Here is a 22284-nt window from a genome sequence, read left to right on the forward strand (position 1 = left end):
TCCTTTAATGCGAATTACATCTTGGTATAAGGCTTAAAGCGTTCCTGCAGCTGGCGCAACTGGTCGATGCGCGCATCGTAACGCGCTTGTTGCTGGCTGCCTAATTTCACCTGCGAACTGGCGCTACTCAACAGCGAAATGGCCTGATCGAGTCGTCCGGCGAGCGCATAACCTTCTGCTCGCGCAGCCAGCTCCTGATCGCGGTTATTTAGCGCGGCTTCCGCCTGTGCCAGTAAATCCCAGCCGTTGCTGTCATCTTTATTATTAAAGGTGTAGCGATTCAGAATATTGGCCGCTTCTTGTGGTTGACCGCCTTGCAGATAAGCGTTTGCCAGGTTGAGCTGCAACACCGGATTGGTGCGCAAATCACGGGCATTTTTCAGGCGATTGATTGCCTCATTGGCTTTGTTTTGCCCAAGATCGATATCGGTAGCCAGATCGAGATACCATGCGTTGCCAGGTTCTGCCGCCAGTAACGGTTGCAGCGTTTTACGCGCCTCGTCGTATTTATTGGCTTCCATCGCCTGTAAAGCACGACCATATTGCGCCGCTCGTTGCTGACGAACGTTTCCTTTCGCCCATTCATCCAGCAAATCACTGGTGAGCTGGTTACGTCCGGAATTATACATCCCCAGTGTGCGCGCTTTCGCCAGATAGAAATCTTCCGACGACTGCACCACCATCGGGCGCATCTGATTAGCACGGTTGCGGGCATCTGCCAGACGACTTTCCGGCAACGGGTGAGTCAATAAAATTTCCGGCGGGCGCGAGGAGTAACGCGCCTGATCGAGTAATTTTTCGAGGAAGGTTGGCATCGCCTGCGGATCGAATCCCGAGCGTTGCAGCACCTGAATACCAATGCGGTCCGCTTCCTGTTCATTTTGCTGGGTGAAACTGATCATCCCCTGACGCGTTCCCGCCAGTGTACCGGTCAGCGCCGCCATCCCCGCCTGCGGACTGGCCATCGCCAGTAAAATAGAACCTAACGCGCCGACCCAGGTCAGCGGCGCGCTGCGCTGCTGATCTTCCATCGCTCGCGCCAGGTGACGTTGGGTGACGTGGGAGATTTCGTGCGCCATAACTGAAGCCAGTTGACTTTCGTTATCGGAATAACGGAACAGGGCAGAGTGCAGCACCACGTTGCCGCCAAAGAAAGCAAAGGCGTTAATTTCGTCGTTGTTGATCAGAAAAAAATGAAACGGTGTCTTAACCGAATTGGCATGCGAAACCAGACGCATCCCCAGCGAATTAATATATTGCGTTAACAGCGGGTCATTAATTAACGGCGCGCTGCCGCGTAGCTGGCGGACATAATAGTCGCCCATCTGCATTTCCTGACCAATGGAAAGCGTGCTTCCTGCGGAGGTTCCCATATCCGGCAAGGTGTCTGCGCTGTCGGCAAACGCCGGGGCTACCTGACCAATGGTCATAGCAGCAATGAGGGTTGCAACCAGGTTTTTTTTCAACTGCCTGAACATAACCTCTATCCTGTATTTCTGAAGATAGTCATTTGACCGATACTGTGAAATATTGTTCCCACCGCGCCGCCTTTGAGTGTAACGGCGAAGATTAGCCCACTCAAATGACTTTTCAGTTTCCTGAATCCGTCATAAAAAGCGAAGTCTTTTTTGTGACATTTCGATACAATTGCGGATCGCAATCCCGCTCTTGAGGTTCAGGGAAGGTCTTTATGCTCGAAATGTTGATGCAATGGTATCGCCGCCGTTTTAGCGACCCGGAAGCGATTGCCTTGCTGGTTATTTTAGTTGCCGGATTTGGCATTATCTTTTTCTTTAGTGGCCTGCTTGCTCCGTTGCTGGTGGCTATTGTGCTGGCCTATTTGCTGGAATGGCCAACCGTGCGCCTGCAATCTATTGGCTGCTCCCGCCGCTGGGCGACGTCGATTGTATTGGTGGTTTTCGTCGGTATATTGCTACTGATGGCGTTCGTGGTACTGCCTATCGCCTGGCAACAGGGCATCTACTTGATCCGCGATATGCCGGGGATGCTCAATAAGCTTTCTGACTTTGCCGCCACGTTGCCGCGCCGCTATCCGGCATTAATGGACGCGGGCATTATTGATGCAATGGCCGAAAATATGCGCAGTCGGATGCTGACCATGGGCGATTCGGTGGTGAAAATTTCCCTCGCCTCGCTGGTCGGTTTGCTGACCATTGCCGTCTATCTGGTGCTGGTACCATTGATGGTCTTCTTCCTGCTGAAAGACAAAGAGCAGATGCTGAACGCCGTTCGTCGGGTGCTGCCGCGCAACCGTGGACTGGCAGGACAGGTGTGGAAGGAGATGAATCAACAAATCACCAACTATATCCGCGGCAAAGTGCTGGAGATGATCGTGGTGGGGATCGCCACTTGGCTGGGGTTCTTGCTCTTTGGGCTGAACTATTCGCTGCTGCTGGCGGTGCTGGTCGGCTTCTCGGTACTTATTCCGTACATTGGCGCATTTGTGGTGACCATTCCGGTGGTTGGCGTGGCGCTATTCCAGTTTGGTGCAGGCACGGAATTCTGGAGCTGCTTCGCAGTGTATCTGATTATTCAGGCGCTGGACGGTAATCTGTTAGTACCGGTGTTGTTCTCCGAAGCGGTTAACCTGCATCCGCTGGTGATTATTTTATCGGTGGTGATCTTCGGTGGTTTGTGGGGATTCTGGGGCGTATTCTTCGCTATTCCATTGGCGACGCTGATCAAAGCCGTGATCCACGCCTGGCCCGATGGGCAAATAGCGCAAGAATAATCTTCAGCCCGACGAACTGTTTCGCCGGGCTGATTTTTCAGGATTCCTGACGTAAATAAATAGCCCGATAACACATACTCACCAGCACTGCACCGCCGATAATATTACCCAGCATCACCGGGAGCAGATTGGCGGTAATAAAATGGCTTACCGTCAGTGCCGGAAAATTGTCTGCGCTACTGTGCGCCAGTTGCCAGAAGGGGGGGGCCCCTATTAAGTTGTCAAGCATGTTATGACCCCTGCGGGGTATAAAAAGTCCCGTCGCGCATCATGGCGAACAGAACGTCGCAGCGTCGTCTCGCCAGGGCGATAAGCGCCTGATTGTGTCGTTTTCCCTGACTCATTTTGCGGGTGTAGTAAGCCCTGGAGAGCGGATCCCTGAGCGCGGCGAAGGCCGACAGGAACAACGCCCGTTTGAGAGCTTTATTACCCCGTCGCGAGGGATGCTCACCGCGTATTGACGAGCCGGATCGCCGAGTTACCGGCGCAAGGCCAGCATAAGCAGCGAGATGTGCGGCAGAGGCGAAGGCGCGGCAGGCGACCTCGGTGAGGAGTCTGGCTGCGGTCCTGACACCGACTCCGGGCATACTGGTCAGGACCGGGTAAAGAGGGTGAGCAAGAACTCGCTGTTCTACCTCAAGCGCCACCTCGTCTCTTTGCTTACGCAGCGTGATGAGCTGGAGTGCCAGACGTGGCAGTACTACGGCAGCGGCATTCGTGCCGGGAACGACGACGGTTTGTTCGGCCAGTGCCTGAGCTATGTCTGCTGCAAGGCGTTTACCCAGACGAGGCGCAAGTTTGCAGAGCTGGGCTGCCAGCTTCTTCTCACCCAGCGAAGCCCAGCGAAGCGAGTTTTTCTGGTGAGGGATATCGCTGGAGAAGATCGAGTACCGCCGGGTGCTCAAGTCTCGGACCGAGAACGCGCTCCAGTGCCGGATGTATCTGGGTCAGAAGGCCGCGGATACGGTTGCTGGCCTGCGTTGTCTGTGCGGCAAGATCATCATCGAAGCCGCAGAGCATGGAGAGTTCGGCGATTTGCTCGTCAGCCAGTTTCAGCGTGCGTAGCGCGTGAGGCAGGGTACGGGCAGCTTCGGCAATGATGGCAGCGTCACGAGCATCAGTTTTAGCTTCACCGGCGTGTAAGTCGGCTATGCGGCGCATGGCCAGTCCAGGGAGGTATCCGACAAGGACTCCTTCTGAGCGGGCAACGGCGACAGGTAACGCACCGATGGTAGCTGGCTGATCAACAACCAGCAGTATCTGACCATGTTGTTTCAGGTCAGATATTAGCGACCTGAGTTTGTTTTCGTCGTTGGGTAATGCTTTATCGAACAGGCGTTTACCTGAACGATTAATGGCAACAGCGTGATGCGTATCTTTACCGACATCAACGCCGATAAAGACCTGGACGGATTCGTAATCGCTGGATTCGGTCATTCTGTCTCCCTTGTATATGGGTTAACCAGATAACCACGGGGAGCAGGTACCGGCATCCACGTTACAGACGGTCCCGGCAAAAGTGCCTGACCTGACCCCTATTAGCGGTTACCAGCGCCCCACCAGACCCGGTGACATCACCCCCCGGATCATGGACGACTGGGGGCAGTAATCATGCCGGGTCTGGCTGGCTAACACCCCATTATAAGGGGTACGAATAAAGTAACGGGGCGAAATGGCGAATGGCAATGGCGAACGGAATCACAAACAAATTGGCGATACAGTGCTCAAACCCACTGGCGACAAACAGGGTGATGGGCAAAATCATGGCGACGATTTTGTCGCATAATGAACGCCCGCAATAACTCATCCACAGCGCCAGACAAACCATCAGATTGCACATAATGCCGAGGCTGACAGATTCAGTAAATGTATGATGCATTTTGCCCTCGGCGCAGTGTAAAACCGCGACTCCCCACATCGCGTTTTCACTCATCACCAGCCCGGAAAACCAGATTAACAAACTGAAACAGGCAATACCTGCCAGATTACCGCAGGCCACCAGAAGTGCGTTAATCAGCCAAGTTCGCCAACTAATAACGCCCCGACTTTTTGCCATCACCGTCATTACCGACGAGGTGAACAGGCTGGTGCCACAAACCGCCAGCAAAATAAAGCCGAGTGTAAAGCAAAGGCCGCCCACCAGATGGGTTAATGCCTGTGAAGACGGGGCATCGGCGATAACGGAAAGGTAAAAAGTAAATCCAATCGCCATAAACACGCCAGCGGACATCGCCATTAAAAAGACCGACACTTTGCTGCGGGCAATTTTATGGGCAGTAATCCGTTCAGCGATTGCCGCTTTTCTGGCGCTCAACTGCAAGTCGAAAGAGAGTTTGTTTCTCATGCATACTCCTGCAAAAGCAGATTACAACACCTCGCGAACCGAGAGCCCCAGACGCTGCATTCGTGACAGCAGCGTGGTGCGCTTCATCCCTAATCGTGTCGCCGCGCCACGGGGCCCGGCAACAATGCCATTGGTTTCTCGCAATACCTGAACAATGCGCTGACGTTCTTCTTCGTCATTCTCTGGCGTCGTCGGGTGCAGCAACTGCGCCATTGAACTGCGAAGCGCTGAATCTTCATTTAGCGTCGGCAGTAAATGGCTTTGTCGGACATTAAGATGTAAATTCAGACTGTTACCGCGAGTCAGCAGTACCGCTCGCTCAATCACGTTTTCCAGCTCGCGCACGTTGCCCGGCCAGTCCCACGACATCAACTGGCGTAGCGCCTCGGTCGGGATGGCGTCAATTGAACGATTCATATGGCGCGCCATTTTTTGCGTGAAATGCTTTGCTAAAAGAGGGATATCTTCCGGACGGTCGCGTAGCGGCGGCAATTCCAGTGGGAAGACATTCAGGCGATAAAAGAGATCGCTGCGAAACTGGCGATCTTCAACCATTTGCCACAAATCACGGTTGGTGGCGGCAATGACTCTGACATTCACCGGGATCGTTCTACTCCCGCCGAGACGCTCAATCTCCCGCTCCTGCAATACGCGCAGCAGTTTAGGCTGAAGTTCTAACGGCAGATCGCCAATTTCATCAAGAAACAACGTGCCGCCATCGGCAATTTCAAAACGACCACGATGGGTATTAATCGCACCAGTAAACGCCCCTTTGTCATGACCGAATAACTCACTTTCCAGAAGACTGGCGGGGATGGCAGCGCAGTTGATTTTGACCAGCGGCTTGTCGCGTCGCGGGCTAAGTTGATGGATCGCTCTGGCGATCACCTCTTTGCCGGTTCCGGTTTCACCACAAATCAACACTGTACTGTCGCTCTTCGCCACAATATCTACCTGCTGGAGCAGGTCTTCCATTGCCTGGCTTTGATAGATAATGTCACCGACGCCCAGATTCGAAAGGAGCTGCTCGCTAAGCTGGTGGTTTTCTTGCTGCAAACTTTCCTGCAAATCGGTCATGCTACGCCAGGCATCGGCATTGCCAACGGCAATAGCGATGCGATCGGCTATGTGTTGTAGTAGCTGACAGTTTTCCTCACTAAAGAGAGTGGAAGAGGTATGCGCCAGCAACAATGCACCCGGTGTATGGTTGCCAAAGGTAAGCGGTATAAGGAGCGCAGATTCGCAGCCGTTAGATGCAAGTAAGAGTAATAACGGGTCGCGTTGCCAGAGAAACAGATCGTCTGCACGGTGCGTCAAGGTCGGTTGTCGGGTTTGTAGCGTTTGTGTCAGCAATACACTGTCGCCAGGCATATTGCGTGGCAGACACGCACAATGTGAGGCAGAAAGATCGCTGCACCACAGGCTAAACTTCTCGTTCTTTCGATGATCGCCCAGTACCATACTGACTGAAGCCAGACCGAAAAAATGATGGATCTCACGAGCGACGTCAGCGATCAGATCGTCGAGATCAAGATGTGACAGCACTGCATTAGTAATATCAACCAGTACCCGATGATGATCGCGATCTTTCTCCAGCAAACGCAGCGCCACCTGCTGTTCTTCATCATTGAGCCATGATTGCAGAACCGGGGTGATTATCCGCGCCAGCCAGTTAAACAGTGTGCAATCCTGGGGAGTAAAACGGCAGCCGTGGGTGCGAATAAAGCGTAGCTCCGCCATTCCACTACTGCCGAGAAGGACGGCGTGACGCGAATAATCGACCATCTCGCCCTGATACTCTGTTGTTGCCGTCACATCGCTGCCATCATCATGGTAGCGGTAATAGAAGTTGCTTTTGAGAACATGCAGTTCAATAAGTTGTACCGGGCTGAACGGCGGCGGCAGCGGGATGAAGGCGCGTAATAAAGACGCCTTACCGTGTTTCTGCGCTAACCGCTCCGCGAGCATTCCGTTTACCGCTTCAATTGTTATTCCTTGCGGCGGGGCAAACATCGCCTCGTCTGACATAGCCATCAACAGTCCTTATTAATGAGAAATCCTTCTCACGCAATTTTTCTGGCCATCAGATAGATGGCCGGTTCCTGCACAATTTCATCCAACAGATGAATGAATTGAATGCTACGCGCCTGCCACACAGACGTCGCGTCATCCGCCAGTGGCGCGAATGCCCGGGTCAACAGGGCGGTGTGGCTGGCGTCAATAACAATCTCACCAAAAGTCATCACCCCCAGCATCTTACGTCGGGCTTGCTCCTCTTCGACCAGTGCAAGCCAATCTTCGTATTCCGTCAGTGGGCAGGGGAAGGCGACATTCAGACAATCAATCACGCCAACGTGATGACCGATAGCCAGCGAGTAATACATTACCTGAGAGCTGTGTTCCGGCATCTCGTCGCTACTGGCGACAAACTTTTTTCGCAGCGTCCAGAAAACAATTTCCCCGCACTCTTCAGTCATGTAACCCCCGGAGTACGCGAAAGAGTTGCTGAACGATACTATTGAGACGTGGATCGTCGGCATCGCGCAACCAGGTGTTAACCCGATTTCCTGTAGGATCGTCGCTTAAATGGCGCAGGAGCCGATCGCAAATTTCTCGCCCCTGACGATAGCCCGCCAGCCGCCGCGCTTCTCGCTCAATGGCGATACGCTGTGATGGCGGGATCTGCGGCCACAACGGTTGCATAGTCACCCCGGTGGGATCGCGATAATCCACCGCGTGAATCTTCTGTTGCAGCAAACCGAGCGCCACGGCGAAACCGTGAATGGTGGCGGCCGGTGTTGGCGGGCAGCCGGGGATCCAAACATCAATGGGGACAATGGTGTCGCTGCCGCCCCAGACGCTGTAGAGATCGTGGAAAATACCGCCGCCGACACCGCACGCGCCGTAGGAAACACAAATTTTATGATCGGGGGCAGACTCATACGCCCGAAGTGCAGGCATACGCATCGCCCGGGTGACTGCGCCTGTAAATAACAAAATATCGGCGTGACGCGGTGATGAAATAACCTTAATGCCAAAACGTTCTGCGTCGAATACTGGTGTGATGGCGGCAAAAATTTCGATTTCACAGGCGTTGCAGCCGCCGCAATCGACGCGATAAACGTAAGCCGAGCGACGGATATCCTGTAGCAAATGCTGCTTCATCTTTTGCGTTTGCTCGTCCAGCGTGATGGGCTGGCTGACATGTTGTGTAAGCACTGGACTCATAGCTGCTCCTTAGCCACCAGCGGTACATCTGTATCGTCGTTGAGCAGCGTCGCGCGTTGTTTGCACTCCGGGCAGACGCTCGCTTGCGCCCATAACATTTCGCGGTTTTGTGGCGCATTTTGTTGCTGTGCCAACAATTCAGCAGCCAGTGCGACGGTTTTTTGCGGGGCAAACGGGCGTTCGCAACGGCTGCAACGTTGTAGATGGAACGTCGCGCGGGTATAGAGATCGGCTTTATTGGTGACGGTCAGTTCAAAGTTATTGGTAAGCTGGATGGCTCTGGTCGGGCACACTTCTTCACAACGTCCGCAGTAAATACAACGCCTCAGATAGAGCTGCCAGGTGCGCGAATTTTGCTGGTCGTCGGTCTGGATAGTCAGCGCATTTGCCGGACAAGCACAGGCGCCGCAGGCAATACATTGGCTGGGCATCAGGTCCGGTTTCCCGCGAAAGCCTGGGCTGACCTCCAGTGGCGCGAAGGGATATTTCACCGTCGCGGTTCCGGCGCGCATAATAGTTTTCAGTAACTTCAGCATCTTCTGTCCTTACTTCAGCGGCGAACGGTTACGATCAATGCCGTAGCGTTCGATCTCTTTATACGGCACGGTTTTTGACTGGCGCTTGCGCACATCTACCAGCGTCACACGGTCGGTACAGGAGTAGCAGGGATCAAGGCTACCGATAATCAGCGGTGCGTCAGAAACGGTATTGCCGCGCAGCATGTAACGCAACACCGGCCAGTTGGCGTAGGTGGCGGCACGGCAGCGCCAGCGGAACAATTTTTGGTTATCACCGAGCATGCTCCAGTGCACGTCTTCACCGCGTGGCGCTTCAACAAAGCCCAGCGCGAATGCGTGAGGTTTATAGCTAAAGCCTTCGGTCAGCAGTGGGGTATCCGGCATGTTGTCGAGGGCAAATTCCAGCATTGCCAGCGAATCAAACGTCTCTTTGACACGGACCATCACGCGGGAGAAAACATCGCCGCCGGTAAAGGTAAACAGTGTTTTTGGAATATTGCCGTAGTCGGCGTAGGGGTGATCAAAGCGCAAATCACGGGCAAAACCACTGCCGCGGATCAGCGGCCCTACAGGGCTATAATCACGGGCGATTTGTCGGTCGAGAATGCCAATGCCCTGAGTGCGTTGTTCCATATTCGGCGTGGCAAGCAGCATCTCTACCAGCTCCGACACGTCGGCGCGCATCTCGCGCACCAGTTTCAGCGTTTGCAGACGTTGCTCTTTGAGAATATCGCGGCGAACACCACCAATCAGATTCAGACCGTAGGTTTTACGCGACCCGGTCAGCAATTCCGCCATTGTCATCGACTTTTCCCGCACGCGGAAAAATTGCATAAAGCCGGTATCAAATCCAACAAAATGGCAGGAGAGGCCAAGGTTGAGCAAATGACTGTGCAGACGTTCGACTTCCAGCAGAATCGAGCGAATAGTATGCGCTCGTTGCGGCACCTCAATCCCCAGTGCATTTTCAACCGAGTTGGTATAGGCCACACTGTGGGCAAAACCGCAAATCCCACACACGCGATCCGATAAGAAGGTCACTTCGTTGTAGCCCATCCGCGTTTCTGCCAGTTTCTCCATGCCGCGATGGACATAAAACAGGCGGTAATCAGCATCGACAATTTGCTCGCCATCCACAAACAAGCGGAAGTGACCCGGTTCATCGGAGGTGATATGCAGCGGGCCAATAGGGATCACCCGCGCATCGCTATTGCCCTCATTGATAAACGGATACGTTTCGGTATCAGTCGTCGGTTCAGGGCGCAGTCGATAATCCATCGCATCTTTGCGCAGCGGATGCATATCTTCCGGCCAGTCATCGGGCAACACCAGGCGACGCTGATCCGGCAGGCCAACCGGAATCAGCCCGTACATATCGCGAATTTCTCGCTCGCCCCAGACCGCGGCAGGGACGCGCGGTGTGACTGACGGAAACTCCCGACTGTCGGCATCGACCAGTGCCTTCACCACGATCCAGCATTTTTCGGCCCCTTCCATTGAAAGGGCATAATAAACCGCGTAATGACCGTTAAGTGTCCGCTCGTCGTTGCCAAACAGGACTGGAAGCCAGCCATCATGTTGATAATAAAGATAATGTACAACGTCAGGCAGCAGATTGATTTTCACCGTAATGGTGACCTGTTCAGGCGTTTGTCGCTCTTCATCCAGCACCGCGCCGGGGAACTGCGTTTTCAGGGCGGCGAGAATCGCTTCGCCACGATTTGACGATGAATTAACGTTCACTGTGTTTCTCCGAAACAGATGCGGTGCCTGAAGGCAAAAAATCATGCCAGGTGCTACGTTGTGCAGGCAGGTCGTGCGTCCCTGAGAGGACTATAGTGGAAGCGCCCGCCAGGATCCTGATGACAGGTTGTGGAATATGCGTTCCCATCGCCAGCATCATGACCAGCAGAATCACCATTGGCGAGGTGGTCAACCAGCCGAGATCACCCCGGTTAACGGCCTGCGGCGGTTTCGCCATTAACACCCGCGCTGCCATCCGTACCAGGCCCGCCAGCACCAGCGTTAACAGCAATAACAGCAGGACGATAATCAGCAGGTGATTACGTGCCAGTCCGGCGGTAATGGTCATAAATTCGCTAAGAAAAATGTTGAAGGGCGGCATCCCTGCCAGCGCCAGCGCACCGCCGCCAAACAGCACGGCGGTAAATGGCATGATTTTGAGCATCCCACAGACGACGTTGAGATCGCGCGTGCCGTACTTGAGCAGTACATTGCCGGAACCGCAGAACAGCAGCGTTTTTGCCAGACTGTGGTTTAAGATGTGCAGCAGCGCGGCAAAAATTCCCAGCGGCCCGCCAATGCCTAGCGCCACCGCGACCAGCCCCATGTTCTCCACGCTGGAGTACGCCAGCAGACGCTTAATGTCCCGCTGTACCAGAATGAAAAATGCCGCCACGGCAACCGACAACATGCCGAAGATGAGCAACAACCGGTTGGGGAAATCGCTGCCGATGGCTTGGCAAATAATGATGTAATAGCGAATCAGCACCAACAGCGCGCAGTTCAGCAATACGGCGGAGAGCAGGGCGCTGACCGGACTCGGCGCTTCACTGTGAGCATCCGGCAGCCAGGCGTGCATGGGAAATAGCCCGGTTTTGGTACCAAAGCCAATTAGCACAAACACAAAGGCCAACAGCATTAATGTTGGGTCAAGCAAGGACGATTGCTTAAGAACCTCGCTCCAGAATATCGCCATTTCTGCCTGCGGCATAACGCTGGCGGCGTTGGCGTATACCAGCACGGTACCGAACAGACCAAAAGCGACACCAACAGTACAAATAATGATGTACTTCCATGCTGATTCCAGCGATGAACGCTGACCGTAAATGCCTACCAGAAACGCCGAGCTTAAGGTGGTGGCTTCGATCGCCGCCCACATCACAATCAGGTTATTGCTGGTAACAACCAGCAGCATGGTGAACAAAAACAGATGGAAGAAACCGTAGTAATCGCACAGCGTAACGGGTGAAAGCTCGCCGTGTGCCACTTCATGACGCATGTAGCCAATCGAGTAAACACCGGTGAGAAAGCCAATCACACCAAGAATGGCGAGGAACAAACCGCCCAGACCATCAATATGAAGCCACAGTCCCGCAGCGAATATTTCTCCTGCATCAGCGGCAGTTTGGACCACCCAGAGTGCCAGAATCAGCAGCAGTGTGATCCCTAAGCTATGTAATACAGTCACCGTACAAGTCGCAGAGAGCCCCCGTTTCCGGCAGGCAAAACAGAGCAGCGAAAAAAGCAGCGGCGTGAGCAGGAGTAAAGCGAACATCACAGAATAACTCATCTCATTATCCCTTCAGCGCGGTCAAGTTGTTCACGTCCAGCGTGCCGTGGGTACGCCATATTTTTCTTGCCAGTAACACCATCACAATGACGGCGAAGATGGCGTCGGTAGCGATACCTATTTCCACCAGTTCCGGTGCTCGCCAGGCAAGAAGCGCCAGCACCAGATGGGAGCCGTTTTCCATCAGGCAGTAACCAAAAATTTGCCGCAGGATATTGCGCTGGCTGACAATGCACAGCAGGCCAAGCAGAAAATGACCTAACGCTACCGCCAGCGCCGGTTTCAGCCCGGTAGCCATCGGTAGCTTCACGGGCTGAACGACAAATGCGCAAAGCAGGACAATTAACGCCGCGAGCAGTGCCATCATTGCCGGACCGAATAACGCTTTTTCCGGGATGTTCTGGGGAATATTTCGTGCAGCGTAAGTCATGATTAACGGTACCAGCAGCACTTTGGTGATAAAGGCGCTGGCGGACCAGATCAGCAGTTGCTCTGCGGCGAACAGGCACGAGAGAGTGGCGAAAATAGACACCAGCACCAGCGACTGGCAGGCGTAAAATCCGCATGACAGGCGATAGCTTTTGACGCTAATCACAAACAGCGATGTCAGCATCATCAGTCCCGCCAGATTATTTACGATCATAGAACCGGTCATTCATCATCTCCTTACTGCAACCAGGTCGCGGCGATTACGCTGGAAATCAGCGACATCACAATCAGTACAATCAACACCAGGCGCATTGACCCTGGCAGCGGTGCGGCATCGGCGACGGCCTCGCTCGGTTTGCCCGGCACGACGCGACCAAACCAGCGAATAAACCAGGCGAAACTGGCGACCGATTCAATCATCAGCAGAATCATGGCGGGCAGCAGGATCCAGTACTCCACTGACAACGCAAAACCGACGGCAAACAGCGGGAATTTACTGAAGAAGCCGTTGAACGGCGGCACACCGGTAATCGCCAGCGCTGCCACGCAGAAACCCACGCTTGGCAACGGCAGGGTGTGCAATACGCCACGCAGACGCGGCAACAAGCGCGTGCCGCAGCTGTAACTCAGCGCACCTGCTACAAGGAAAAACAGGCTTTTAGCGAACGCGTGGTTGACGATGTAGGCGATGCTACCCTCCAGCGCCAGCCGCGAGCCGAAGATGGAGAGCGACAAGCCGAAGAACATCCAGCCAAGTTGAGTGATGGTCGACCAGGCCAGCAACCGCTTCATATCCTGCTGTGGCAAATACATCAGAAAGCCATAAAGAATGGTGACCAGCGCCATGACCATGCCAACGCCGCCAATCACATGCGGGATATTGCCGCCGTCGATAATGGCGCGGGCAAAAATGTAAACGCCCACTTTCACCATCGATGCGGCGTGGAGATAGGCACTGATCGGTGTTGGCGCTTCCATTGCATCCGGTAGCCACGCTTGCATCGGTAGCTGGGCCGATTTCCCCCACGCGGCAAACAGGATGCCGCCATAAACCAGATAACGTGCGTCGCCGTGTAACTCGCTCATCGCGCTAAGCGCAAACGTTCCGGTCTGCAAAAACAGCGTGGCGGCGGCAAGATACAACCCCAACGAGCCGATATGAGTGATAAGTAACGCTTTTAGTGCTGAAAGCTGTGCTTTATCGCTCTGGTAATAACTGATCAACGCCCAGGAGCAGCCGCCCGTAATTTCAAAAAACAACAACTGACCGAGCAGCGTCGAGGAGAGTACCAGTCCCGCCATCGCGCCGATAAACACCAGCAAAAATGCGTAATAACGATTCGTGCCGTTATGCGGGTGTTCGCGATTTTTATCCGTCAGATAACCCGTGGAGTAGATCGTGACCAGCAAACCGAGAAACACCACCACAAACAGAATCAGCGTACTCATGCGATCAATGACCAAGCCAAACAATGCCACATCCCCCACGTTGACCAACGTCAACGTGACGGCAACTTTATCGGCCTGATAAAACGCGGAGATCAGCGACAACATGCACAGCGTGGTCAGTGCGGCGAACAAAACCCCCATTCGGCGGCCCGACGTTGTGGCGAAAACGAAACGACCAGTGCGCCGATAAAAGGCAGCATTAACGTCGTCAGAGCAAGATTTTCCATATTCCGTCAGTGCTCCTTACAGACCGGTTAACCAGAAGACCCATGCAAGCGCAGCAAGGCTGAAGCCAAGCCAGGTCACATGGTGAATGAGTAAAAAACGCCCGCGTGCCAGCGTGTTTTCTGCGATTGAGGCCAGTACAAAAATCAGCAAAACCTTGAGCAGCGTAACGACAAGTGAAGTCAGCAGGCAGGCGAGAGAAAGTTCTTGCGCGCGCCCAAAGGGCAGAAACAGGGCCACAAACAGTGCTGCCATCACGACCTGTTTCAGCCCCAGCCCCCATTTCGCTAGCGCCAGCCCGGCACCGGAATATTCGGTCAGCGGGCCTTCCTGTAATTCCTGTTCTGCTTCAGCAACATCAAAGGGAATTTTTCCCATCTCAATGAAGCAGGCAAAACCACAGGCCAGTAACGCCAGTACGGTGGTTAGCGGCGAGTTCCAGCCCGTTGCCAGCGTATTGCTGATCATCTCGATATGCGTGGAACCTGCTATCAGCGCCAATACCAGCAGTGAGAGAATGAGCATGGGTTCGACCAGAATGCCGAGCGTCAACTCGCGACTGGCACCGACTCCCGCAAACGGGCTTCCGGTATCCAGCCCTGAAAGAGCAAAGAAAAAACGAAACAGGGCAAGAAGATAGATAAGGGTGATCAGATCGCCGCCGCCCGCAAAAGGGGAAACGGTAATAAATAGTGGTAGGGCCATCGCCAGCACCAGCATGCTGCTGATTAATACCCACGGCATCAGGCGGAACATCAGACCTGAAGATGTCGGCGCATCTTCCTGGCGTTTAAACAGTTTGTGGATATCGCGATAATCCTGCCAGATCCCCGGCCCGCGGCGGGAGTGCATACGCGCGCGTATCTGCCGGGAAATACCCGTAAAAAGTGGGGTTAGCATCAGCAGAATCACGGCCTGTGCTAACGCAAAAATGACCAGATATCCGTCGCAAAGAGTTTGTCTCATGGTGATTTCCTTAGACGGCAATAGCGATTAGCAGCACAACCAGTGCGGCGACCACATACAGGCAATAGAGACGAAAGTCGCCGCTTTGCAGATGCTGTATTTCTTTGGCCAGCCGTTGGGTGGCGCTCACGATGGGGCGGATCACCCGCTCATCCCAGAAGGGTTCTGTGCTCTGAGCCCTGGCGGTGACGTGCGCAAGACCTTTATTTAGCCTCAGCGTAGGGTCGAGCTGTTGTCGTAGACGAAATAGCGCAGAAAAGACCACACGCAGCGGCTGCATCACGCCATTGCCTGACGGGGCCATCGCATTTTCCCAGCCGTAGCCGCATGCCCAGGCATCTCCTGTGCGACGAAACGCTGCGCGGCGCGAACGACACCACAGCCAGTAAAGGCCAGGCAGCAAAGGCATCGCCAGTAGTAACAGCAACAGTAATGAAGGAGTGACCCGTGTATGAAACGTGCCGGGTACAAGTGCTATTCCGCTGGCGACAGTGACGGGAGGGGTATTGGTAAACGCATGGGCAATGTGCATTATCTTCGGTGCCAGCCAACTGGCACTAAGCGCAATTAATACGCAGAGTGCCGCGAGCAGTAGCATGGCGACGATCATCGTATTTGGCACTTCCTGTGCCTCTTCAGCGTGTGTGCTGCGCGGCGCACCACAGAAAGTAATACCGTACATTTTGACGAAGCACACTACTGCCAGCCCACCAGTGACTGCCAGCATTACCATAGCAATAGGACCCGCAAGTTGTAGCGCTACGGCTTCCACACGACTTAGTGAGAATAGCGACTGCCAGGTGTACCATTCGCTGATAAAACCATTCAGCGGAGGAATGGCTGATATCGCCAGGCAACCAATCAGGCATGCTGCGGCTGTCCACGGCATCCGTTTCGCCAGTGCCCCCATTTTTTCCATGTCGTGGGTATGCAAACGCGAAATAATCGCACCCGCGCCGAGAAATAGCAGCCCTTTGAAAAGCGCATGGTTGAGCAGATGAAACAGTGCGCCGAGCAGTCCAACCACGGTGAGCAGCGGGTCGTGCAGTGACAGACCGACCATCGCCACACCGACCGCCAGCAAAATAATGCCGACGTTTTCGACGGTACTCCAGGCCAGCAGCCGTTTGATATCCTGTTCCGCCAGTGCATACAGCACGCCCAGGAGCGCGGAGATTGCGCCGATCGCCATCACCAGAATGCCCCACCACAGCGGCAAACCCGTTTGCGCCAGCAGATCCATCGCCACTTTCAGGATGCCGAAAATACCGATTTTGACCATTACGCCAGACATCAACGCTGAAGCGTGCGATGGTGCGGCAGGGTGAGCGCGCGGCAACCAGCTGTGCAACGGCATCATCCCGGCTTTCGCGCCAAAACCGAAAAAGGCCAGCAGGAACACCGCCGACGCCAGCCCCGGAGAAAGTGAAAGCGTGCGGAAACTGGCAAAATCGAGGCTGCCGCTTTCGCGCCCCATCAGCAAGAAGGCGATCATTATCAGCACCGATCCGGCGTGGGCGATAAAAAAGTAGAGCATGCCAGCGTTGATCGACGTTTTATCCTGCCTGGCAATGACCAGAAACCAGGAAGACAGCGACATCATTTCAAACAGCACGATGAACCAAAAAGCGTTGTCCATCACCAGCAGGGCAACCATCGATGCGATGAAAATATTCATAAAGAAGCCCATCGCCGCCGCGCCTTTGCCCTCGTATTCGCGCATATAAGTCAATGAATAGAGAGAACAAACCACCACCAGCAAGGAGATAACCAGCACCATAAATGCCGAGAGGCTATCCATTCGCAGGGTTAAATCGGCAAATTCAAAAGGCGTGGCAAAACGGGCGACTAAAGTTACGCCTGCATGTAATTGCGTAATTCCGCTGATGATGCCAATCACGCCGCCTACCAGCGATGTGATGCCGGAAAGCTTAATAGCCAGTCTGTCCAGACCGAGTAAAAACAGCGAAGCCAGACTGGCAAACAGATAGAGGATCAGCGACCAGGTTAATAATTGCAGGGCATCCATTAGCGTTGCTCCTGAGTGAGGGAAAGGGGATCCTCCCCGCCATTGGCAAACCAGCTTGCGGCAAGGCGCTGTTTTTCTTTCATCTGGCGTTGCAGGCTATCGTCGGTGATCAGCCGTAACGCCTGATTCGGGCAAGCGCGAACGCAGGCCGGACCTTCTGGCAAGAAATCACACAGGTCGCATTTCACCGCGACGGTCTGGACACCCGGTTCCCAGCGCAGCAACGCATGTTGGGGCGGCACGTTTTCTTCGCCGTCTTTGAGTGAGCCCTCAGCCTGAAAAACATATTGCGCAGGGGCATTCACCGGACGGCTTCCTGAAGCGCTGATTGCGCCAAATGGGCAGACCACGGCGCAAAGCTTGCAGCCAATACAGAGGCTTTCGTTGAGTTGGATCGCATCATCCCTCTGAGAGATGGCATTGACCGGGCAGACCTGCAGGCAAGGGGCTTCCTCACAGTGATGACACACGACAGGGGCAGTGAGTGTTGACGTCTTCGCCAGGGCCAGGCGCGGGTGTTGCTGTAAACCTTGCGTTTTATGCACGTCCGAACAGGCAGCGAGACAGGTATTACATCCTGTACACCACAGTGGTTCGGCCACCACAAAGCGGTTCATGTCGGCTCCTTGAAAATGATATGAAACATTGCATTTCATATTGCATAAAGGATGCCATTCTGATTAACTCAATATATTCAATAAGTTATGTATTAACTGGATTCTGAACGGTACAAAAATGATGGTCATTAACGTTCAGCAAAAAATGGATTCGACACCCGTGTCGCAGGGGAAAGCGAGAATGTGATCTTGATCACGAGAAGTGAGGTATGCTGGCCGCAAGCGCAGCCAGCACGGAATGGAGCAAAGTAATCAGGCGTGTTCTTTCAGCCAGTTCAGCACAACGTCGTGGTGATTGCTGGTTTTGAAATCGTCAAAGACATGTTCGATTTTGCCATCAGCGTCAATCAGGAAGCTGATGCGATGAATGCCATCGTAGGTTTTGCCCATGAAGGACTTTTCACCCCAGACGCCGAATTGTTCGCACACCTGGTGGTCCTCATCAGACAGGAGCGTAAAGTTAAGCAGCTCTTTTTCCGCAAAACGGGAGAGTTTTTCGGGTTTATCGGTGCTGATACCCAGCACATCAACGCCCGCTTTTTTCAACTCATCCATGTTATCGCGTAAGCCGCAGGCCTGTACGGTACAGCCGGGGGTCATGGCTTTCGGGTAGAAATAAACCAGAACACGCTGTCCCTGGAAGTCGGTCAAATTAACTTGTTCTCCGTCTTGATCCGGCAAGCTAAATTTCGGTGCGATATCACCGGCTTTCAGTGGATTCATTACTTAACTCCATCCTGTTCATCATGTTGGGAATAATTGACGACGTTAATACTGCCTTGTGCATTGAGTTCTGTACATAGGGCTTTGAACGCTTGCTCAATATTTGCTGCGTCCGCAGATGCGGGGCTGTGGGCGGTTATCTGAATATGCAACTGCGCAGCCCGTTCATTTTCAGCAGGTTGCGTGCGCGACACCAGCTCCGCAATGTTCATATGATGCGCGTCGAAAAGTGCTGTGAAGCGTTCAATTAAATGCGGGGAGTCTGCCACATCGACCTGAACCCAGACAGATGCTGGCATTGGCGGACGCGGACGCGCCGTCGTGCGCTTCATCACGATTAAAAGATCCAGCTCGGCACCTTTCAACGGTAACGTTGATTCAATCAGAGTAATGGCATTCCATGAACCGGAAAGCAGCATGATAAACGTGAACTCTTCTCCCAGCATCGCCAGGCGACTGTCTTCAATATTACAGCCGCAACTACTGACATGACGGGTGATGGTGTTCACAATTCCAGGGCGATCGGCACCCAATGCAGTGATCACCAGATAATGTTGCGATGACAGTGTCAAACTGGTTATTCCTTTAAGGGGTGAGTTGTTCTTAAGGAAAGCATAAAAAAAACATGCATACAACAATCAGAACGGTTCTGTCTGCTTGCTTTTAATGCCATACCAAACGTACCATTGAGACACTTGTTTGCACAGAGGATGGCCCATGTTCACGGGAAGTATTGTCGCGATTGTTACTCCGATGGATGAAAAAGGTAATGTCTGTCGGGCTAGCTTGAAAAAACTGATTGATTATCATGTCGCCAGCGGTACTTCGGCGATCGTTTCTGTTGGCACCACTGGCGAGTCCGCTACCTTAAATCATGACGAACATGCTGATGTGGTGATGATGACGCTGGAGCTGGCTGATGGGCGCATTCCGGTAATTGCCGGGACCGGCGCTAACGCTACTGCGGAAGCCATTAGCCTGACGCAGCGCTTCAATGACAGTGGTATCGTCGGCTGCCTGACGGTAACCCCTTACTACAATCGTCCGTCGCAAGAAGGTTTGTATCAGCATTTCAAAGCCATCGCTGAGCATACTGACCTGCCGCAAATTCTGTATAATGTGCCGTCCCGTACTGGCTGCGATCTGCTCCCGGAAACGGTGGGCCGTCTGGCGAAAGTAAAAAATATTATCGGAATCAAAGAGGCAACAGGGAACTTAACGCGTGTAAACCAGATCAAAGAGCTGGTTTCAGATGATTTTGTTCTGCTGAGCGGCGATGATGCGAGCGCGCTGGACTTCATGCAATTAGGCGGTCATGGGGTTATTTCCGTTACGGCTAACGTCGCAGCGCGTGATATGGCCCAGATGTGCAAACTGGCAGCAGAAGGGCATTTTGCCGAGGCACGCGTTATTAATCAGCGTCTGATGCCATTACACAACAAACTATTTGTCGAACCCAATCCAATCCCGGTGAAATGGGCATGTAAGGAACTGGGTCTTGTGGCGACCGATACGCTGCGCCTGCCAATGACACCAATCACCGACAGTGGTCGTGAGACGGTCAGAGCGGCGCTTAAGCATGCCGGTTTGCTGTAAAGTTTAGGGAGATTTGATGGCTTACTCTGTTCAAAAGTCGCGCCTGGCAAAGGTTGCGGGTGTTTCGCTTGTTTTATTACTCGCTGCCTGTAGTTCTGACTCACGCTATAAGCGTCAGGTCAGTGGTGATGAAGCCTACCTGGAAGCGGCACCGCTTGCGGAGCTTCATGCCCCGGCTGGAATGATTTTGCCGGTGACCTCCGGTGATTATGCAATCCCGGTGACCAACGGTAGTGGTGCTGTCGGTAAGGCGCTGGACATTCGTCCACCAGCCCAGCCGCTGGCACTGGTTTCTGGCGCGCGTACCCAGTTCACGGGCGATACCGCTTCATTGCTGGTGGAAAATGGTCGTGGCAATACTCTGTGGCCGCAGGTGGTTAGCGTGCTGCAGGCGAAAAACTACACCATCACCCAACGTGATGATGCTGGTCAGACACTGACCACCGATTGGGTACAATGGAACCGTCTGGACGAAGACGAGCAGTATCGTGGTCGTTATCAAATCTCTGTTAAGCCGCAGGGTTATCAGCAGGCGGTTACGGTTAAACTGTTGAACCTGGAACAGGCGGGCAAACCGGTTGCAGACGCGGCTTCCATGCAGCGTTACAGCACGGAGATGATGAACGTTATTTCCGCCGGTCTGGATAAATCTGCCACTGACGCCGCGAACGCTGCGCAAAATCGTGCCTCCACCACTATGGACGTACAAAGTGCAGCTGATGACACCGGTTTACCAATGCTGGTCGTACGCGGGCCGTTCAATGTGGTTTGGCAACGTCTGCCAGCGGCGCTGGAAAAAGTGGGCATGAAAGTGACCGACAGCACCCGTTCGCAGGGCAACATGGCCGTAACTTATAAGCCGCTGTCTGACAGCGACTGGCAGGAACTGGGCGCGAGCGATCCAGGCCTGGCATCCGGTGACTATAAACTGCAGGTTGGCGATTTAGATAACCGCAGCAGCCTACAGTTCATCGATCCGAAAGGTCATACTCTGACTCAGAGTCAGAACGACGCGCTGGTAGCTGTCTTCCAGGCTGCGTTTAGCAAGTAAAAATACAGGGCTGGAATCATCCGGCCCTTTTTTCTGATATGATACGCAAACGTGTGCGTCGGCAGGAAAACGCGATTTTAGCGGTAATTCGCACGAAATTTGTTTGTCGGACGTAGTTCGGATAAGGCGTTCACGCCGCATCCGACAAAACATCCGGCACACCAGACAGCAAAAGATTTTAAAACGTTAATTCACACCCAGGAGTGATAAAGATGCAAAAGCAAGCTGAGTTGTATCGTGGTAAAGCGAAAACCGTATACAGCACGGAAAACCCGGACCTGTTGGTGCTCGAATTCCGCAATGATACGTCAGCAGGGGATGGCGCGCGCATTGAGCAGTTTGATCGCAAAGGTATGTTGAACAACAAGTTCAACTACTTCATTATGAGCAAACTGGCTGAAGCGGGTATCCCGACTCAAATGGAGCGTCTGCTCTCCGATACCGAATGTCTGGTGAAAAAGCTGGATATGGTGCCGGTTGAGTGTGTCGTGCGTAACCGTGCTGCGGGCTCTCTGGTGAAACGTCTTGGAATCGAAGAAGGTATTGAGCTGAACCCGCCGCTGTTCGATCTGTTCCTGAAAAACGATGCCATGCACGATCCGATGGTCAACGAATCTTACTGCGAAACCTTTGGCTGGGTGAGCAAAGAGAACCTGGCGCGTATGAAAGAGCTGACCTACAAAGCGAACGACGTGCTGAAAAAACTGTTCGATGATGCTGGTCTGATTCTGGTCGACTTCAAGCTGGAGTTTGGTCTGTACAAAGGTGAAGTGGTACTGGGCGATGAGTTCTCCCCGGACGGCAGCCGCCTGTGGGACAAAGAAACACTGGAGAAAATGGACAAAGACCGTTTCCGCCAGAGCCTCGGTGGCCTGATCGAAGCCTATGAAGCCGTCGCCCGCCGCCTGGGTGTACAGCTGGACTGATTTTTCTGTTCATCATCTTGCCGTGCAGCTGGCACGGCAAGACAACCGCTCTCGGAATATATGCATTGAACGCTCATTCCTCCGCCATTTCATCCCGCTTTCCTGTGGTAATCTTCCT

17 protein-coding genes and 4 pseudogenes are annotated in these 22284 nt (G+C 53.6%); 4 read left to right on the forward strand and 17 right to left on the reverse strand.

Annotated elements, in window-relative coordinates; translation table 11 throughout:
* Window positions 1-14: 14 nt before the first annotated feature.
* Window positions 15-1478: a beta-barrel assembly-enhancing protease gene (bepA, locus tag C1P89_RS01200; RefSeq protein WP_000489669.1), complete on the reverse strand. Its 1464-nt coding sequence runs from the start codon at window positions 1476-1478 to the stop codon at window positions 15-17.
* A 212-nt stretch (window positions 1479-1690) separates the two neighbouring features.
* Between bepA and C1P89_RS01205 the strand changes: the two genes are divergently transcribed.
* Entirely contained in the window at window positions 1691-2752 is a 1062-nt protein-coding gene (locus C1P89_RS01205) for an AI-2E family transporter (protein WP_000892044.1), read from the forward strand.
* 37 nt (window positions 2753-2789) lie between these two features.
* Here C1P89_RS01205 and C1P89_RS01210 read toward each other — a convergent pair.
* From C1P89_RS01210 to C1P89_RS01290, 16 genes and pseudogenes are all read right to left on the reverse strand, one after another.
* Window positions 2790-2954 (reverse strand): annotated as a pseudogene (locus C1P89_RS01210) (formate/nitrite transporter family protein); the annotation flags it as partial.
* Window positions 2955-2982: 28 nt separating this feature from the next.
* Window positions 2983-4189, reverse strand: a pseudogene (locus C1P89_RS01215) (IS110-like element ISEc20 family transposase).
* A 226-nt stretch (window positions 4190-4415) separates the two neighbouring features.
* Window positions 4416-5096 (reverse strand): annotated as a pseudogene (gene focB, locus C1P89_RS01220) (formate transporter FocB); the annotation flags it as partial.
* 21 nt (window positions 5097-5117) lie between these two features.
* Window positions 5118-7130, reverse strand: coding sequence for a DNA-binding transcriptional regulator HyfR (hyfR, locus tag C1P89_RS01225; protein WP_001251511.1), 2013 nt, complete (start codon window positions 7128-7130; stop codon window positions 5118-5120).
* Between the two features lie 29 nt (window positions 7131-7159).
* A complete protein-coding gene (hyfJ, locus tag C1P89_RS01230) occupies window positions 7160-7573 on the reverse strand; it encodes a hydrogenase 4 assembly chaperone HyfJ (RefSeq protein ID WP_005136528.1) in 414 nt (137 codons plus the stop codon).
* Window positions 7566-8324 carry a hydrogenase 4 catalytic subunit HyfI gene (gene hyfI, locus C1P89_RS01235; protein WP_000075541.1) on the reverse strand — a complete coding sequence of 253 codons (759 nt, stop codon included), beginning with the start codon at window positions 8322-8324 and terminating at the stop codon, window positions 7566-7568. The genes hyfJ and hyfI overlap by 8 nt, the downstream gene beginning before the upstream one ends.
* A complete protein-coding gene (hyfH, locus tag C1P89_RS01240; RefSeq protein ID WP_000916083.1) occupies window positions 8321-8860 on the reverse strand; it encodes a hydrogenase 4 subunit H in 540 nt (179 codons plus the stop codon). The genes hyfI and hyfH overlap by 4 nt, the downstream gene beginning before the upstream one ends.
* Window positions 8861-8869: 9 nt before the next feature.
* Entirely contained in the window at window positions 8870-10585 is a 1716-nt protein-coding gene (hyfG, locus tag C1P89_RS01245; RefSeq protein WP_001102309.1) for a hydrogenase 4 catalytic subunit HyfG, read from the reverse strand.
* Window positions 10575-12155 carry a hydrogenase 4 subunit F gene (hyfF, locus tag C1P89_RS01250; protein ID WP_000122550.1) on the reverse strand — a complete coding sequence of 527 codons (1581 nt, stop codon included), beginning with the start codon at window positions 12153-12155 and terminating at the stop codon, window positions 10575-10577. Before hyfF ends, hyfG begins: the two co-directional genes overlap by 11 nt.
* Window positions 12156-12159: 4 nt before the next feature.
* Window positions 12160-12810 carry a hydrogenase 4 membrane subunit gene (gene hyfE, locus C1P89_RS01255; RefSeq protein ID WP_000147987.1) on the reverse strand — a complete coding sequence of 217 codons (651 nt, stop codon included), beginning with the start codon at window positions 12808-12810 and terminating at the stop codon, window positions 12160-12162.
* A gap of 11 nt (window positions 12811-12821) precedes the next feature.
* A pseudogene (hyfD, locus tag C1P89_RS01260) lies at window positions 12822-14260 on the reverse strand (hydrogenase 4 subunit HyfD).
* Window positions 14261-14276: 16 nt separating this feature from the next.
* The gene (gene hyfC, locus C1P89_RS01270) at window positions 14277-15224 is read right to left on the reverse strand and encodes a hydrogenase 4 subunit HyfC (RefSeq protein ID WP_014334039.1); all 948 of its coding nucleotides are present in this window, start codon (window positions 15222-15224) and stop codon (window positions 14277-14279) included.
* Window positions 15225-15234: 10 nt separating this feature from the next.
* On the reverse strand, window positions 15235-17253 hold the full coding sequence (gene hyfB / locus C1P89_RS01275) for a hydrogenase 4 subunit B (RefSeq protein WP_000339479.1): 2019 nt from the start codon (window positions 17251-17253) through the stop codon (window positions 15235-15237).
* A complete protein-coding gene (gene hyfA / locus C1P89_RS01280) occupies window positions 17253-17870 on the reverse strand; it encodes a hydrogenase 4 subunit HyfA (RefSeq protein WP_001299064.1) in 618 nt (205 codons plus the stop codon). The genes hyfB and hyfA overlap by 1 nt, the downstream gene beginning before the upstream one ends.
* Window positions 17871-18122: 252 nt before the next feature.
* On the reverse strand, window positions 18123-18593 hold the full coding sequence (gene bcp, locus C1P89_RS01285) for a thioredoxin-dependent thiol peroxidase (RefSeq protein ID WP_001068682.1): 471 nt from the start codon (window positions 18591-18593) through the stop codon (window positions 18123-18125).
* On the reverse strand, window positions 18593-19165 hold the full coding sequence (locus tag C1P89_RS01290) for a glycine cleavage system transcriptional repressor (RefSeq protein WP_000176187.1): 573 nt from the start codon (window positions 19163-19165) through the stop codon (window positions 18593-18595). The genes bcp and C1P89_RS01290 overlap by 1 nt, the downstream gene beginning before the upstream one ends.
* Before the next feature lie 145 nt (window positions 19166-19310).
* On the opposite strand from C1P89_RS01290, the gene dapA reads away from it, so the two are divergent.
* The 3 genes from dapA to purC all read left to right on the forward strand — a co-directional run bounded on the left by dapA (window position 19311) and on the right by purC (window position 22166).
* A complete protein-coding gene (dapA, locus tag C1P89_RS01295; RefSeq protein WP_001295469.1) occupies window positions 19311-20189 on the forward strand; it encodes a 4-hydroxy-tetrahydrodipicolinate synthase in 879 nt (292 codons plus the stop codon).
* A 16-nt stretch (window positions 20190-20205) separates the two neighbouring features.
* The gene (gene bamC / locus C1P89_RS01300; protein WP_001297320.1) at window positions 20206-21240 is read left to right on the forward strand and encodes an outer membrane protein assembly factor BamC; all 1035 of its coding nucleotides are present in this window, start codon (window positions 20206-20208) and stop codon (window positions 21238-21240) included.
* A 212-nt stretch (window positions 21241-21452) separates the two neighbouring features.
* A complete protein-coding gene (gene purC, locus C1P89_RS01305) occupies window positions 21453-22166 on the forward strand; it encodes a phosphoribosylaminoimidazolesuccinocarboxamide synthase (RefSeq protein ID WP_001385429.1) in 714 nt (237 codons plus the stop codon).
* The last annotated feature ends 118 nt before the right edge of the window (window positions 22167-22284 follow it).

The sequence above is a fragment of the Shigella sonnei genome (assembly GCF_002950395.1).
Lineage (GTDB): Bacteria > Pseudomonadota > Gammaproteobacteria > Enterobacterales > Enterobacteriaceae > ECMA0423.